The 13850-nt window shown below is 72.4% G+C and carries 18 protein-coding genes and 1 riboswitch; of the genes, 6 read left to right on the forward strand and 12 right to left on the reverse strand.

Going from position 1 to position 13850, the window contains the following annotated elements; translation table 11 throughout:
• Nucleotides 1-99 precede the first annotated feature (99 nt).
• The gene (locus ACIQPT_RS04790) at nucleotides 100-609 is read right to left on the reverse strand and encodes a GNAT family N-acetyltransferase (RefSeq protein ID WP_401152745.1); all 510 of its coding nucleotides are present in this window, start codon (nucleotides 607-609) and stop codon (nucleotides 100-102) included.
• Between the two features lie 20 nt (nucleotides 610-629).
• Here ACIQPT_RS04790 and ACIQPT_RS04795 point away from each other — a divergent pair, with 20 nt between their 5' ends.
• A complete protein-coding gene (locus tag ACIQPT_RS04795; protein WP_030582192.1) occupies nucleotides 630-857 on the forward strand; it encodes a hypothetical protein in 228 nt (75 codons plus the stop codon).
• A complete protein-coding gene (locus ACIQPT_RS04800) occupies nucleotides 854-1225 on the forward strand; it encodes a fic family toxin-antitoxin system, toxin component (protein ID WP_398361448.1) in 372 nt (123 codons plus the stop codon). Before ACIQPT_RS04795 ends, ACIQPT_RS04800 begins: the two co-directional genes overlap by 4 nt.
• 35 nt (nucleotides 1226-1260) lie before the next feature.
• Here ACIQPT_RS04800 and ACIQPT_RS04805 read toward each other — a convergent pair whose 3' ends face one another.
• From ACIQPT_RS04805 to bioB, 4 genes are all read right to left on the reverse strand, one after another.
• A complete protein-coding gene (locus tag ACIQPT_RS04805) occupies nucleotides 1261-1938 on the reverse strand; it encodes a class I SAM-dependent methyltransferase (RefSeq protein ID WP_401152746.1) in 678 nt (225 codons plus the stop codon).
• Nucleotides 1939-2042: 104 nt separating this feature from the next.
• Nucleotides 2043-2735: a dethiobiotin synthase gene (gene bioD / locus ACIQPT_RS04810; protein WP_401152748.1), complete on the reverse strand. Its 693-nt coding sequence runs from the start codon at nucleotides 2733-2735 to the stop codon at nucleotides 2043-2045.
• A gap of 6 nt (nucleotides 2736-2741) precedes the next feature.
• Nucleotides 2742-4085, reverse strand: a complete 1344-nt coding sequence (locus ACIQPT_RS04815; RefSeq protein WP_401152750.1) for an adenosylmethionine--8-amino-7-oxononanoate transaminase — start codon at nucleotides 4083-4085, stop codon at nucleotides 2742-2744.
• The gene (bioB, locus tag ACIQPT_RS04820; RefSeq protein WP_401152752.1) at nucleotides 4078-5409 is read right to left on the reverse strand and encodes a biotin synthase BioB; all 1332 of its coding nucleotides are present in this window, start codon (nucleotides 5407-5409) and stop codon (nucleotides 4078-4080) included. Before bioB ends, ACIQPT_RS04815 begins: the two co-directional genes overlap by 8 nt.
• A gap of 202 nt (nucleotides 5410-5611) precedes the next feature.
• Between bioB and ACIQPT_RS04825 the strand changes: the two genes are divergently transcribed.
• Complete coding sequence (locus tag ACIQPT_RS04825; protein ID WP_401152753.1) at nucleotides 5612-6772, forward strand: 8-amino-7-oxononanoate synthase; 1161 nt, start codon at nucleotides 5612-5614, stop codon at nucleotides 6770-6772.
• A gap of 8 nt (nucleotides 6773-6780) precedes the next feature.
• Here ACIQPT_RS04825 and ACIQPT_RS04830 read toward each other — a convergent pair whose 3' ends face one another.
• A complete protein-coding gene (locus tag ACIQPT_RS04830) occupies nucleotides 6781-7059 on the reverse strand; it encodes a DUF397 domain-containing protein (protein WP_401152755.1) in 279 nt (92 codons plus the stop codon).
• A gap of 9 nt (nucleotides 7060-7068) precedes the next feature.
• Nucleotides 7069-7923: a helix-turn-helix domain-containing protein gene (locus ACIQPT_RS04835; protein ID WP_401152757.1), complete on the reverse strand. Its 855-nt coding sequence runs from the start codon at nucleotides 7921-7923 to the stop codon at nucleotides 7069-7071.
• A 246-nt stretch (nucleotides 7924-8169) separates the two neighbouring features.
• On the opposite strand from ACIQPT_RS04835, the gene ACIQPT_RS04840 reads away from it, so the two are divergent.
• Nucleotides 8170-8601, forward strand: coding sequence for an ATP-binding protein (locus ACIQPT_RS04840; protein WP_401152758.1), 432 nt, complete (start codon nucleotides 8170-8172; stop codon nucleotides 8599-8601).
• A 54-nt stretch (nucleotides 8602-8655) separates the two neighbouring features.
• Here the strand turns inward: ACIQPT_RS04840 and ACIQPT_RS04845 are convergent, their stop codons facing one another.
• The gene (locus tag ACIQPT_RS04845) at nucleotides 8656-9597 is read right to left on the reverse strand and encodes a LysR family transcriptional regulator (RefSeq protein WP_401152760.1); all 942 of its coding nucleotides are present in this window, start codon (nucleotides 9595-9597) and stop codon (nucleotides 8656-8658) included.
• Nucleotides 9598-9671: 74 nt separating this feature from the next.
• Between ACIQPT_RS04845 and ACIQPT_RS04850 the strand changes: the two genes are divergently transcribed.
• Nucleotides 9672-10319, forward strand: a complete 648-nt coding sequence (locus ACIQPT_RS04850; protein WP_401152761.1) for a LysE family translocator — start codon at nucleotides 9672-9674, stop codon at nucleotides 10317-10319.
• Between the two features lie 60 nt (nucleotides 10320-10379).
• Here ACIQPT_RS04850 and ACIQPT_RS04855 read toward each other — a convergent pair whose 3' ends face one another.
• The 3 genes from ACIQPT_RS04855 to ACIQPT_RS04865 all read right to left on the reverse strand — a co-directional run bounded on the left by ACIQPT_RS04855 (nucleotide 10380) and on the right by ACIQPT_RS04865 (nucleotide 12342).
• Nucleotides 10380-10850, reverse strand: coding sequence for a C40 family peptidase (locus ACIQPT_RS04855; RefSeq protein ID WP_401152763.1), 471 nt, complete (start codon nucleotides 10848-10850; stop codon nucleotides 10380-10382).
• Between the two features lie 3 nt (nucleotides 10851-10853).
• Nucleotides 10854-11038: riboswitch (cyclic di-AMP (ydaO/yuaA leader) on the reverse strand.
• Nucleotides 11039-11391: 353 nt separating this feature from the next.
• Nucleotides 11392-11697 carry a hypothetical protein gene (locus ACIQPT_RS04860; RefSeq protein ID WP_401152764.1) on the reverse strand — a complete coding sequence of 102 codons (306 nt, stop codon included), beginning with the start codon at nucleotides 11695-11697 and terminating at the stop codon, nucleotides 11392-11394.
• 39 nt (nucleotides 11698-11736) lie between these two features.
• Nucleotides 11737-12342: an ATP-dependent Clp protease proteolytic subunit gene (locus ACIQPT_RS04865; RefSeq protein ID WP_401152766.1), complete on the reverse strand. Its 606-nt coding sequence runs from the start codon at nucleotides 12340-12342 to the stop codon at nucleotides 11737-11739.
• 96 nt (nucleotides 12343-12438) lie between these two features.
• On the opposite strand from ACIQPT_RS04865, the gene ACIQPT_RS04870 reads away from it, so the two are divergent.
• The gene (locus ACIQPT_RS04870) at nucleotides 12439-12723 is read left to right on the forward strand and encodes a type II toxin-antitoxin system Phd/YefM family antitoxin (RefSeq protein ID WP_401152767.1); all 285 of its coding nucleotides are present in this window, start codon (nucleotides 12439-12441) and stop codon (nucleotides 12721-12723) included.
• Between the two features lie 85 nt (nucleotides 12724-12808).
• Here ACIQPT_RS04870 and ACIQPT_RS04875 read toward each other — a convergent pair whose 3' ends face one another.
• Nucleotides 12809-13804, reverse strand: coding sequence for an ABC transporter permease (locus ACIQPT_RS04875; protein ID WP_401152769.1), 996 nt, complete (start codon nucleotides 13802-13804; stop codon nucleotides 12809-12811).
• Between the last annotated feature and the right edge of the window lie 46 nt (nucleotides 13805-13850).

A 13850-nucleotide genomic window follows, 5' to 3' on the forward strand; every position in this document is an offset into this window, starting at 1 on the left:
TGATCAGGCAGGGACGGGGGGACCGCGCGGTATCGGCGGAATCGGCGGAATCGACTGGCCATCGTAGGCGTCTGCCCGGCCGCGCCCCGTCCTACCGCGTCAGTCCGTCAGGTGCTTCACCCAGCGGCTCCACTGCGGCTCGGGCGCGTAGCCCGCCGCGCGCCAGGCGTGCTGGGCTTGCGTATTGCGGTCGAGCACCATGGCGTCGGCGCGCCGCCCGCCCAGCGCGATGAACCGTTCTTCCGCCGCCGCGAGGAGGGCACTGCCCACGCCCCGGCGCCGCTGGTCCGGGTGGACCGCGAGCCGGTAGAGATGGCAGCGCCAGCCGTCGAAGCCCACGATGACCGTGCCCGCCAGCGACCCCTCATGCTCCGCGAGGAGCAATGCGTCGGGGTCCCGTTCCACCAGACGTGCGACCCCGTCCCCGTCGTCGCTGATGCTGGTGCCCTCGGCGGCCACCTTCCAGAAGGCGAGGACCTCGTCCAGGTCGGCCGGGGTCGCGGACCGTATCGAAAGATCGTTCATGACGGCCACCCCACCATCCGTCGCGCCGGTGCGTCGATCGCGTTTCGCAGTGCGGACACCCGCTCCTCTTGCCGGTGCTAGCACGGTCGCGCTAGCGTGGTTGCGTGCCCAAGACTCAGCTGAACGTTCGAGTGGAAGAGGCCACCGCCGAGGCCGCGCGGCAGCGCGCGCTGCAGAGGGGGATGAGTGTGAACCGCTACATAGAGGAACTCGTCCAGCAGGACGCGGGCGAGGTGGGACACACCTTCGTGGAGGCCGCGGCCGATTTCATGAAGCAGTACGAGTCGGTGTTCGCCGAGGAGTTCGGCCCGGAGCGCGAAGGCACCCGTTGAACCTTCGGATCGACCTCTCCTGGCTGCTGATGGTCGCCGAGCACAAGACGCCCGGAGACCCGCAGGTCGTCGACTGGGGTGCGCTCGTCGCCGCCGTCGCACGGCACGACGCGGAGATCTTCGGCAGCGCCGTCTACAGCGACCCGCACACCCGCGCGGCCGCCCTGTTGCAGTTGCTGCTGCACGTGCCCGCACTCGAACGTTCCAACGCGATGTTCGCCTCGGCCGTCGCGTACGGCTATCTCGTCGCCTCCGGGCTCAAGGTCATCACCTCGCCCGAGCAGGTCCGCGATCTGGCGCTGCTGGTGAAGCAGGGCAAGGCGGACGTGCGGGCCATCGCCGACGAGCTGCGGCAGTGGAGCGTGTGAGCGCGCGCCGGGACTGAACCCTCCCGGCTGCCGGCTCAGTCCTCCGTGAACGGCTTGCGGGCCACGCCCAGGACGCAGGGGGAGGACGGCATCTGGATGCCCGTCTCCGGAATCCGCAGCCTGCGGTAGGTGCCCAGCTCGAAGCCCGCGGCCTCGATCGCGGCCAGCGGGTTCCGGGCGGTGTGACAGCCGCCGAAGAGCAGCGGCCACACGGTCCGGTCGGCCGCCCGCTGCGCCGTGGCCAGTGCCCCGCCGGGCGCGAGCCCGTGCTCGAAGAACCGCAGTTCGCCGCCGGGGCGCAGGACCCGCTTGATCTCGGCGAGCGCCCGGGGCAGATCCCGTACGGTGCACAGGACCAGGGACGCCACCGCCCCGTCGAAGGCCTCGCTCTTGACCGGCAGCGCTTCGGCCGCCCCCGGCACCACGTCCACCGGCACCTCGGCGCGCAGGGCGGCGCGGGCGGCGAGCTGCCGGAGCGAGCGTTCCGGCTCCAGCGCCACGACCTCCGAGACGGCGCCCGGGTAGTGGGCGAAGTTCAGCCCGTTTCCCGCACCGATCTCGATGACCCGGCCCGAGAGCCCCGCCAGCAGCTCCTCGCGGTACGCGGCGATGCCGCCCTTCAGATCGGCGGTCACGCTCACGCGTGCGTAGAAGCGGGCGAAGACCGGGTGGTGCACGGCGTCCCGGGGGAGCTTCCTGCTGCGCAGCTGCATGACGGACCTCCGCTGAGGAGTGGGCGTGACGCTCCTCCACGATTCTCCCCCGGATCGCCCCGGCGGGAATCCTCGAAGGAGCTGTCCGGCGGCCCGTGCGCCCGTCAGTGCGTGGTCCAGGTCCCTCCGAGCCCCGGGGCGAGCCAGCTCGACGCGCGAGCCGCGAACTCGGCGCCCGACAGGGAACCCGCGCCGGCCGGTACCGCGCCCAGCAGCGGTGCACCGGCCGCCACCGGCAGGTCCTCGATGTTGCAGCGGGCCGCGAGGTCCGGCTCCGCGGGCATGCTGCCGATCACGACGCCCCGGCAGCTCAGCCCCCGGCTCCGCAGCGCTTCGGCGGTCAGCGTGGTCGCGTTCAGCGTGCCCAGGCCCGCGGGGGCCACCACCAGCACCGGCGCGGACAGCAGCCGGGCCGCGTCCGCGAGCGTGCCGCCCTCGTCGTCGAACCGCACGAGCAGCCCGCCCGCGCCCTCCACCAGCACAAGGTCGTGCTCGGTGGCCAGCTTCTCCGCCGCCTCGGCCACCTCGAACGGCCGTACGGGAGCGAGCCCCGCCCGCCGGGCGGCCGTGGCCGGGGCCAACGGCTCGGGGAACCGGGCCAGTTCGACGGCGGTGACCTGACTGCCCGCCAGCCGCGCCACCTCGGCCGCGTCGCCCGGCTCCCCGGGGGCGAGCCCGGTCTGCGCGGGCTTGAGCACCGCGACCCGGCGGCCCCGCGCGGCGGCCGCCACCGCGGCGGTCACCACGGTCTTGCCGATCTCCGTGCCCGTGCCGGACACCACCAGAATCGTCGACATGTCGGCTCAGCCCTCCCGTACCGCGGCGCACACGGCCCGGCAGATCCGTGCCACGTCCTCGTCGCCCGTGACGTACGGCGGCATCGTGTAGACGAGGTCGCGGAACGGCCGCAGCCACACGCCCTCGCGCACGGCCGCACGCGTCGCGGCAGCCATGTCCACCTCGTGGTCGAGCTGGACCACCCCGATCGCGCCCAGGACGCGTACGTCCACCACTCCGGCGATGTCGGACGCGGGAGCGAGCCCGGCGCGCAGGCCCGCGCCGATCCGGGCCACCTCGCCCTCCCAGTCCTGCCCGAGCAGCAGGTCCACGGAGGCCGAGGCCACCGAGGCGGCCAGCGGATTGCCCATGAATGTCGGCCCGTGTGCCAGCACCGGCACCTCGCCGCTGGAGATGCCCTCGGCCACCCGCGTGGTGCACAGCGTCGCCGCCAGCGTGAGATAGCCGCCGGTCAGCGCCTTGCCGAGGCACATGACGTCCGGCGAGATCCCGGCGTGCCCGGCCGCGAACAGCGATCCCGTACGCCCGAAACCGGTCGCGATCTCGTCGAGGACCAGCAGGACGTCGTGCTCGTCGCACGCCTCGCGCAGCACGCGCAGATAGGCGGGGGAGTGGAACCGCATGCCACCGGCCCCCTGCACCACCGGCTCCACGATGACCGCCGCGAGCTCGTCGGCGTGCGCGGCGATCAGCTCCCGCAGATGCGTCACGTAGGCGGTGTCCGGCTCGGCGTCGAAGCCGTCCGGCGGGGGGTCGGCGAAGACCTGGCGGGGCAGGGAGCCCGACCACAGCTCGTGCATCCCGCCCTTCGGGTCGCACACGGACATCGGCTGCCAGGTGTCCCCGTGGTAGCCGCCGCGCCAGGTCAGCAGCCGGCGCTTCTCCGGCCGCCCGGCCGAACGCCAGAACTGGAGGCACATCTTGACCGCGACCTCCACGGAGACGGACCCCGAGTCGGCGAGGAAGACGTGCTGGAGCGGTCCGGGGGTGATCTCCACCAGCCGGGTCGCCAGCCGGACGGCGGGCTCATGGGTGAGCCCGCCGAACATCACATGGCTCATCCGGTCCAGCTGGCCGCGCGCCGCCTCGTTGAGGACCGGGTGGTTGTAGCCGTGCACCGCCGACCACCACGAGGACATGCCGTCCACCAACTCGCGCTGTCCCTCGACGGGTTCGGCGAGCCGGAGCCGTACACCGGAGGCCGACTCCACGATCAGCGGCTCCTGACGGCCCGGCATCGGACCGTACGGGTGCCAGACGTGCGCGCGGTCCAGCGCCCGCAGCTCGTCGGGCGTGTACGGCTTCGGCGCGGCGGGCCGGGCGAGTGCGGCGGGGGCGAGCTCAGGCATTGGGCGCCAGGTCCGTTCCCGCGCCGCGACGGCGGACCGCCACCAGATCCGTACGCGCCACACCGTTGGCGTCCGTACGCGCGACCGGGACGCTCTCACCGGAGCCGGAGCCGGAGCCGGAGCCGGAGCCGGAGCCGGTGTCGGTGTCGGTGCCGACGTCCGCGACGGCCGCCGGCTCCTGCTGGCCGTGGCCACCGCACGGCCCGCAGCCCCCGCCCCCACCGTGGGAACCGCAGCCCCCGGCTCCGGAAGCCTCGTGCGATCCGCAGCCGGTCCCCGCCGTGGCGTCCTGCGTTCCGCAGCCGCCGGCCAGGGCGTCGGCCCGGTGGCGCGGCAGCGTCGTCGTGCCCGCGCCCTCCACCTCGAAACCGGCGTCCGCGATCATGTCCAGGTCGGTCTGGCCCGCCTGGCCCTCACTCGTGAGGTAGTCGCCCAGGAAGATGGAGTTGACCAGGTGGAGTGCCAGCGGCTGCATCGAACGCAGATGCACCTCACGGCCGCCCGCGAGCCGCACCTCGACATCGGGGCAGACGAAGCGGACCATCGCCAGAATGCGCAGGCAGCGCTGCGGGGTGAGGTTCCACTCCTTGGCGAGCGGCGTTCCCTCGAACGGGATCAGGAAGTTCACCGGCACCGAGTCCGGGTCCAGGTCCCGCAGCGCGAAGACGACGTCGACCAGGTCCTTGTCGCTCTCGCCCATCCCGGCGATCAGCCCGGAACACGCCGAGAGCCCGGCCGCCTGGGCCTGCTGCACGGTCTCCACCCGGTCCGCGTACGTGTGCGTGGTGGTGATCGCCCCGTACGTCTCCTCGGACGTGTTGAGGTTGTGGTTGTACGCGTCGGCGCCCGCCGAACGCAGCCGGTCGGCCTGCCCGTCGGTGAGCAGACCGAGGCAGGCACAGACCTCGATGCCCTCGTTCTCGTCCTTGATCGCCTCGATGGTCTTCGAGACCCGGTCGACGTCCCGGTCCGTCGGGCCGCGCCCGCTCGCCACCAGGCAGACCCGCTTGGCGCCGCCCGCCACCCCGGCGGCGGCGGCCTTGGACGCCTCGTCCGGCTTCAGCCAGGTGTACTTGAGGATCCCGGCCTTCGAACCGAGCCGCTGCGAGCAGTAGGAGCAGTCCTCGGGGCAGAGCCCCGACTTCAGGTTGACCAGATAGTTGAGCTTGACGCGCCGCCCGAACCACTGACGGCGCACCTTCCCCGCGGCGGCCACCACGTCGAGCAGCTCGTCGTCGGAGGTCGCCAGAACGGCGAGCGCTTCTTCGCGGGTCGGCAGTTCGCGCCGCAGCCCCTTGTCCACCAGCGTGTTCAGCAGGTCCATGGAAGATGATCCTTGCTTACCGCACCGCCTCCAGCCAAGGAGGAACCAGACAGGAGACCCGGGCGAGGGTGTGTGTATTGCCACACCCTGACCTGCTGCGCACCCGGCTAGGGTCTGTTGGCTGCCTACAAAGGGGCCGTCCGCACCGGACCGTCCGCGCGGAGCCGCCCGCCCAGGGCCCGCCTACCCAAGGGACCGCCCCATGTCCTTCGCCCCGTTCGACTGGATCGACGCCGAGGCCCGCCGCCGGGCCGCCGCCGGACTCGTACGCACCCTGCGCCCGCGCGGCGCCGAGCCGGAGCTGCTGGACCTCGCGAGCAACGACTACCTGGGCCTCACCCGGCACCCGGAGGTCACCGCCGCCGCGGCCGGCGCCGCACAGCGGTGGGGCGCCGGAGCGACCGGGTCGCGCCTGGTCACCGGTACCACCGCCCTGCACGCCGAACTCGAACGGGACCTCGCCGCCTTCTGCGGTTTCGAGGCGGCCCTCGTGCTCTCCTCCGGGTACGCGGCCAATCTCGCCGCGCTGACCGCCCTGTCCGGGCGCGGCTCGCTCATCGTCTCCGACGCGGGTAACCACGCCTCGATCGTGGACGGTTGCCGGCTCTCCCGCGCCGAGACCGCCGTCGTGCCCCATGCCGACCCGGACGCGGTCGCCAAGGCGCTGGGGGCACACGAGGGACGGGCGCTCGCCGTCACCGACTCGGTCTTCTCCGTCGACGGCGACGCCGCCCCGCTGCCCGCGCTGGCCGAGGTCTGCCGCTCCGCGAACGCGGCCCTGCTGGTCGACGACGCCCATGGCCTCGGCGTCCTGGGCGACGGTGGCCGCGGAGCGCTCGCCGCCGCCGGGCTGGCGGGCGGCGACGGGATCGTGGCGACGCTCACCCTGTCCAAGTCCCTGGGCAGCCAGGGCGGAGCGGTCCTGGGGCCCGCCCGGGTCATCGAGCACCTCGTCAACACCGCCCGTACGTTCATCTTCGACACCGGACTCGCCCCGGCGGCGGCCGGCGGCGCGCTCGGCGCCCTCGGTGTGCTGCGCCGGGAGCCCGAACGGGCGGCCCGCGCACGCGAGGTCGCCGCCTCGCTGTACGGAAAGCTCACCGCCGCCGGGCTGACCGCGGTCCGGCCCGAAGCGGCCGTCGTCTCCGTCCGCGCGCCCTCGGCGGACGCGGCGGTGCGCTGGGCGGCCGACTGCCGCGCGGCCGGGATGGCGGTGGGCTGCTTCCGCCCGCCGTCGGTGCCGGACGGCATCTCCCGGCTGCGGCTGACGGCACGGGCGGACCTGACCGAGGAGCAGATCACGACCGCGGTGGCCACGATCGTCGCCACCGCTCCCCGGCAGGCGGAAGCCCCGGTCGGCTGATCGGCCGATCAGCCGATCCGGTGAGAACCGGCTCCGTGCGGGGCGAGTCCCGTCACGAACGTGCTCCAGGCCGCCGCCGTGAAGCGCAGCGGCGGCCGGTCCACGTCCTTCGAGTCGCGTACGGCGAGCAGCGCGCTGCCGAGCGGCGCGGTCTCCACGCAGTTGTTCATTCCGGTCGAGCGGCTGCTGCGCCGCCAACGCGGAGCGGACGGATGCACGGACGGATGCACGGACGGAGCTACGGACGGTGACGGCGGTGCGACGGGCGGTGCGAGACGGTCGGTCATGGCGGCCCCCTAGCTGCGGCTGATCGCGGTGATGAGGTCCATCGAACGCTCGGGCGACAGCGCGTGCGCCTGCAAGGTACGGAAGGCCGAGCTGTATGCCTCGAGGTCTTCTTTCCGTTCCAGATAGAGGCTACTCGTCAAGTGGTCAAGAACGACCACATCCAGATCGGAAATGTTCGGAAAGGAGAAAATAACGAAAGGGGAGGTGAGTCCGACGTATCCACCGACCGAGAACGGCAGTAACTGCAGTTGCACATGCGGCAGTTGGGCCACCTGTCGCAGATGCTGCAACTGATCCCTCATCACCTCAGGCCCGCCCACCTGGCGATGGAGCACCGCCTCGTCCAGCACGGCGGTGAAGCGCAGCGGCGGACGCGCGCGCAGTACCCGCTGGCGGGTCAGCCGGACCTCGACCAGGGAGTCGAGCCGGCCGTCCGGTAAGCCGTCCAACGAGGCGCGGGTCACGGCCCGTGCGTATCCGGCGGTCTGGAGCAGCCCCGGCACCACCGAGGTCTCCAGTGTCCGGACCGTACTGGCCTGCGACTCCAGGCTGATGAAGTCGCGGTACTGCGGGGGGATCAGCCCCCGGTAGGCGTGCCACCAGCCCGAACCGCCGCCGCCCGCCGACCCCGCGAGGACTTCGAGCAGGGAGCGCAACTGGGTGTCGCGCACCGCGTAGACGTCCAGCAGCCGCGATACGTCGGCGGGCGTCACCCCGCTCGCGCCCGTTTCGATACGGCTCACCTTCGACTGGTGCCAGCCGAGCAGCCGCGCCGCGTCGCGGCTGGTCAGCCCGGAGGCGTGGCGCAGGCTCCGCAGCTCCTCACCGAGCTTGCGCCGCCGGACGACGGGGCCGTGCAGCATGCCGGTCTCCTTCTGCTTCCGCTTGTGCTGTCGGGGAGGGCCGGTCCGTCACCGGAGCCGGCCGCAGAGGGGCCAGTGTGCCGTCCGTCCACGCCGTACGGGTCCCGAATTCACCGCTTCGAGCGACAGATATATGCATATCTTGGCCGAACGTCGTTACAGGGAGCTGCATCAATGGCAATCTGGCGCGAAGCACAATCCTGGCCGACCGCCGGTCGTCCGGGGCGGGAAAGGGACGGCGTCGCCATGGCAGACCATCAGGAAGCAACCGTCACTCTGCCGAGCGATCCGGTCTCGGTCTCCTCGGCCCGCAGACATGTCGCCAGGACCCTGGCCCAATGGGGCCTGCCCGACGACACCGAGTTCGCCGACACCATCAGGCTGATCATCTCGGAGCTGGCCACCAACGCCGTCCAGCACACGTTCGGTCAGTCGCCCACCTTCACCGTGGACCTGCGCCTCGAACGCGACGAGGAGCTGTATCTCGGCGTCACGGACAGTCACCCCCGCTGGCCCCAGCGACTGCCCGCCGCCGTACGGCAGGACAACGGCCGGGGCATGGTCATCATCCGGGCGCTGGCCAAGGAGTGCGGCGGACGGCTCCAGGTCACCCCGACCGCCGAGGGCGGCAAGACGGTCTGGATCGCTCTGCCGTGGGTCGTTCCGGTCCAAGGATGACCACGGGCCGGCCGCGTAGGTGCGGGGCGGCCGGTCCGGAAGGAACGTGGGGCGTCAGCCTGCCGGGGGCCGGTTCGCCGCCGCGGCCGTGCTCCCTCGGCCGAATCCGCTGCGGAGCAGCGCCAGCAGCGTCGCGGCCGCGGCGGTCGACCGGTCGCCCCGGTGCACGACCGAGATGGTCCGGCGGAACGACGCGGGCTCCAGCCGCCGGACCGCCAGCGGGGCCGGCGCCATCGAGGCGACCATCTCCGGCACCACCGCCACGCCGAGCCCCGCGCTGACCAGCGCGCACACCAGCGCGTACCCCGGCGACTCGCAGACCACCGCGGGCGTCGCCCCGGCCTCGGCGAGCGCGTTCTCGACCCCGCGCCGGGGCGGATGCGTGGGCGCGCTGCTGATCAGCGGCCGCCCGGCCAGCTCGGTGACCGGCAGCCGGCCGGTGCCCTCGGAGAGCCGGTGGCCCACCGAGGTGACCAGCACCAGTTCCTCGACCAGCAGGGGTTCGACGAGCACGCCCACCGGCGGAGGGGCCGCCGTCGCCGGCTCGTAGGCGTGGGTCAGGGCGAGGTCCACCTCGCCCGCGACCACCGCGGCGACCCCGCCGGGCGGTTCGTGGTCGGCGACGGCCAGCTCGACCTCCGGATGCGCCCGCCGGAACGCGCTCAGGACCGGCGGCAGCAGATGGATCCCGGCCGTCGTGAACGTGCCCACCCGCAGCCGGCCGCCCGAGAGCCCGGCCAGTTGCGCCAGCTCGTGGCGTGCCTGGTCCAGTTCGTCCAGGACCCGCCGGGCCCGGCCCGCCAGCAGCTCGCCCGCCGCCGTCAGCCGTGCCCCGCGATGGTGGCGCACCAGGAGTGTCGCCCCGGCCTCCCGCTCCAGCTTGGCCAGCTGCTGGGAGAGCGCGGGCGCGGTGTAGCCCAGGCGGGCGGCGGCCCGGGTGATCGATCCCGCCTCCGCGACCGCCACGAGGGCCGCGAGCCGTGTCGGGTCGTACATGAAAGCGTTCCTTTAGGCAGACCCAGAAGATTGCAAGTACACGCTAAAGGCTCCGCCGGTCCAAGGTGGACCTCATGGACGCACAACTGATCGCCTTCACGGGGGTCGCCGCCGGTATGGTCGCGCTGCCCGGCGCCGACTTCACCGTCGTCGTACGGAACGCCCTGGCCTCGCGCACCGCCGGCCTGGCGACCGCGCTCGGCGTCGCCGGAGGGCTGCTGGTGCACACCGCGCTCGCGGTCGCCGGACTCGCCGCGGTGCTGGTGACGATGCCGGTGCTCTTCCGCACCGTCCAGCTGCTCGGCGGCGCGTACGTGCTCTACCTCGGGATCAGCGCGCTGTACGCGATCCGGCGTCGCGGCCGGGCGAGCGGCGACGGAACACCCGAGGGCGCGCCGGGGCGGCCCGTGCCCAGGCAGTTCGGACGGGCGCTGCGGCAGGGGTTCCTGACCAACGCGCTCAACCCGAAGGCCCCGGTCCTCTTCCTCAGCCTGCTGCCGCAGTTCGTGCCCCACGGGCAGTCGCCGCTGCCCCGGACGCTGTTGCTCGCGGCCATCGTGGTGGTGCTGGCGCTGATCTGGTTCCCGGCCGTGGCCCTGCTCGTGGACCGGCTGGGCCGGTGGCTGCGCCGCCCGCGTACCGCCCGCGCCATCGAGGGCGGCAGCGGCGTGGCGCTCACCGGTCTGGGACTCGCGCTGGTCACCGGCCCGCTGCTGCGCTGAGACCGGGTGCTCCTTCCGCGAGGAAGAGCGCCCGCACGGAAAGAGCGTCCGGCCGGTGGGTCAGCGGACCCGTCCGTACCAGACGCTCTTGGACCAGATTTTCGCCAGTCGCACCACGTCCCCCGATTTGGGGGAGTGCCAGATCTTCCCGGACCCGGCGTAGATGCCCACGTGGTAGACGCTGCGCCCCGAATGGAAGAAGACGAGGTCGCCGCGTTTGCGCTGGGACTTCGCGATATGGCGGGTCTTGTTGTACTGCTGTTGTGCCGTGCGGGGAAGTTTCTTCCCGACCTTCTTGAACGAATACAGCGTCAGCCCCGAACAGTCGAAGCGACTGGGGCCGGATGCTCCGTACTTGTAAGGAGACCCCTTCTTCGACGCGGCCACCTTCAGGGCCTTCGTCGAGTGGGTGGCGGCCTCGGCGTCGCTCACCAGACCGGGCGTCAGCATCGTGGACGTCACGGCCAGGGTGAGTACCGAGGCCGTGCCGACCCGGGCGAACAGAGACGGGACATGAACCTGCGCAGACATGCGCAACCCTTCGTCAGCCGCCTGTGAAGGATGACCTGTCGGGTTCGGGCTGGCGAAGTTGCCCGGCCGCATCGCGGCTTCACCCCGAGGGCTTCCCGGTCTCCCGGTCGGCCCGTTGTGCTCGGGTCCTCCACTCCTGCCGATCCACTTCTGTCGACCAGTCATCCGGGAGGCGGCAGGACTCGGCGTCCGCCCGGACCGCCCCGCCGCGGTGGCGGGGGCTTGTCGTCCCAGGGATCTTGACTCACTCGCTGCCGGATTTCCGAGCTGAAACGGTGGTTTGTGAGTCTCCTCACCACTGATCCATTCGGGTGGACAGGTCGGATTCGCGCTCGCCCACGAGCTGGGCGCGCACCCTCGTACCAGCGACGAAAGCGCACATTTCGAGTACGAACCGCGCGTCGAACGCAAGTTGAGCCGTCGCTCGCGCGGGTGATCGCCTACGCCGAACGAGCGAGGCAAATCGATCGCGGGACCGGGCGTGTCGTGCGCGGGACCGACCGGCCCGCTCCCGTAAGGCGCTCCTCGCGCGCCGAGCCGGTCAGTTCGCGGTCGGCGGCATCGCGACCCGGCCCGCCCTGCGCTCCCCGTCCAGGACGCGCAGGGCCCGCGCCAGGGTGGCGGCGTGGATCCGTGACTCGCCGCGCTCGTGCATCAGGGCCAGGGCGTCGCGCAGGGCCGCCGCCCCGGACGCCAGGGCCTGGGCGGCCCGCAGTGCGCTGTAGGTGTCGCTGCCGTGGGCCGGGTTGATCCGGCCCACCTGGTCGAGCACGGCCAGATAGCAGTCGACGAACTCGGCCTCGGCGCGGGTCAGTGCGGGCAGGGGCGGGAACTCGGGTGGCTTCATCGGCGGGTTCACCTCGCGTCGTACGGGCGGCCGGGAGAGTCAGCGGTTTCCCACGACGTGGTCGACCAGCCCGTAGGCGGCGGCGGCCTTCGCGTCGAGGATGGTGTCGCGCTCGATGTCGGCGGTGATGCGCTCCGCGGTCCGGCCCGTGTGCCGGACCAGCATGGCCGCGAACATCTCGCGGGTACGCACCAGTTCGCGCGCGTGGATCTCCAGGTCGGACGGCTGGCCCCGCATCGGCTCCTCCAGTGCGGGCTGCTGAATGACTACCCGCGCGCCGGGCAGCGCATGTCGACGCCCCTTCGCCCCGGCCGCCAGCAGGGCGGCCGCATACGAACCCGCCTGCCCCAGACAGAAGGTCTCCACCTCACAGGTCAGGAACTGCATCGTGTCGTAGACCGCCGCCATCGCCTGGAACGTGCCGCCGGGGGAGTTGATGTAGAGCGACAGCGGCCGGTCCGGATCGGCGTGCTCCAGATACATGAACTGGGCGATGAGGTCGCTCGCGGCGATGTCGTCGATCGGGGTCCCGAGGAAGACGATCCGCTCGGACAGCAGCTTGGAGTACGGGTCCATGGTCCGGGTTCCGGTCGCGGTGCGCTCGGTGAACTCGGGCAGTACGTAGCGGGCGGCGGGGCGGATCATGGCGTGCCTCTCTGCTGGAACTGACCATCCATCTGTCCGTCCGTCCGGCCATGCGTAAAAAATGTACAGGACGTACAGAAGGTTATGATGGGGACTATGGCCTACGAGATTCCGGTGACGCAAGCACGGGCGGAGCTAGCCGAACTGATCAACCGCGTTGTCTACGGCGGTGAACGCGTCGTCGTGACGCGGCACGGCAAGCCGCTCATCGCGCTGGTTTCCGCCGCTGACCTGCAACGACTTGAAGCGGAGGAAGCGGCTGCCGAGGAGCAGGTGATCAGCTCGGTCTCCTCGATCGGCTCCGCGTCATCCGCTCAGGGCGAACGGCGCAGGTTCGGCATCGCCGCCGAGCACCGCCCCCACGACGGCCGGGACGCCTGAAGCCCGACCGCACGGCGACAGCGCGAAGCCGGGTGCCCCTCCCGTAGGAGAGGGGCACCCGGCGCGGCTCGTGCGGATCCGGAGCTCAGCCGGTCAGGGCCGGCTCCCGGGCGGGCTCGGCCGGCTCGGCCGGTGCCGGGATCGGTGTCGGTGTGCGGCGGGCGAGCAGCACCGCCGCCAGGCCGAACAGCGACCACAGCGAGAGCGTCAGCACGGCGCCACCCGCCGCGCTGCCGTCGAAGAAGGCGACCGAGCGGAGCAGGGAGCCGCCCGCGCCCGGCGGGAGCCACTGGCCGATCATGCCGACCGGTTCGGGGAGCAGCTGCGGTGCGCTGGTGACGCCGGAGAAGGAGTTGCCCAGCAGGACCATCAGCAGCGCGCCGATGCCGATGCCGCGCGTCCCGAGCAGGGCGGCGAGCCCCGCCACCGCCGAACCGATGGCCAGTACGGTGAGCGCGAGCACGCCCGCCTCCGTCCACCAGGCGCCCGTGATCACACCGAGCCAGCTGTGCGCCACGGCCGTGGCGGCGAGGCCCACCAGTCCGGCCGACGCGACCAGGGTCAACGCGGCCCGCGTCCCGCGCAGCCCCATCAGGGTGACGACGGCTCCGGTGGCCATGCCCGCCAGGGCCAGCGGCAGGACGCTCGCGCCGAGCGCGCTGCCGCGGGGGTCGCCGGGCGGCGCGGCGACCACATCGGTGACCTGGACCTGCGTGCCCTCGGGAACGGACGCCGTCACGGCCTCGCGCAGCAGCTGGGAGACGACGGGACTCGCCGCCGACGCGGTGAGCAGGTGCGGCCCCTGCGGGGTGGCGACGACGGCTCCGTATACGACCCGGTCCTCGATCGCGGTGCGGGCGGCCGCCTCGTCGTCGAAGCGGTGCACCTCGAAGGCGCCGTCGCGCTGCTGGAGTCCCTGCTCCAGTTGCTGGGCGGCCGGCGCCGCGCCCGCCACCCCGACCGGGAGGTCGCGCGGCGCGATCCGGGCGGCGGGCCAGGCGAAGGCCCACAGGGCGAGCGTCACCACCAGCGGGATCAGCAGGACTACCGCCACCGCGCGGCGGTTGGGTGCGGTGGGCATGAGGGGCCTCGATTCGTGCGGCAGTGGCGAAATTCAAAGAGAAGGA

Origin of the sequence: Streptomyces sp. NPDC091289 (assembly GCF_044757365.1) — a bacterium.
Classification (GTDB): domain Bacteria; phylum Actinomycetota; class Actinomycetes; order Streptomycetales; family Streptomycetaceae; genus Streptomyces.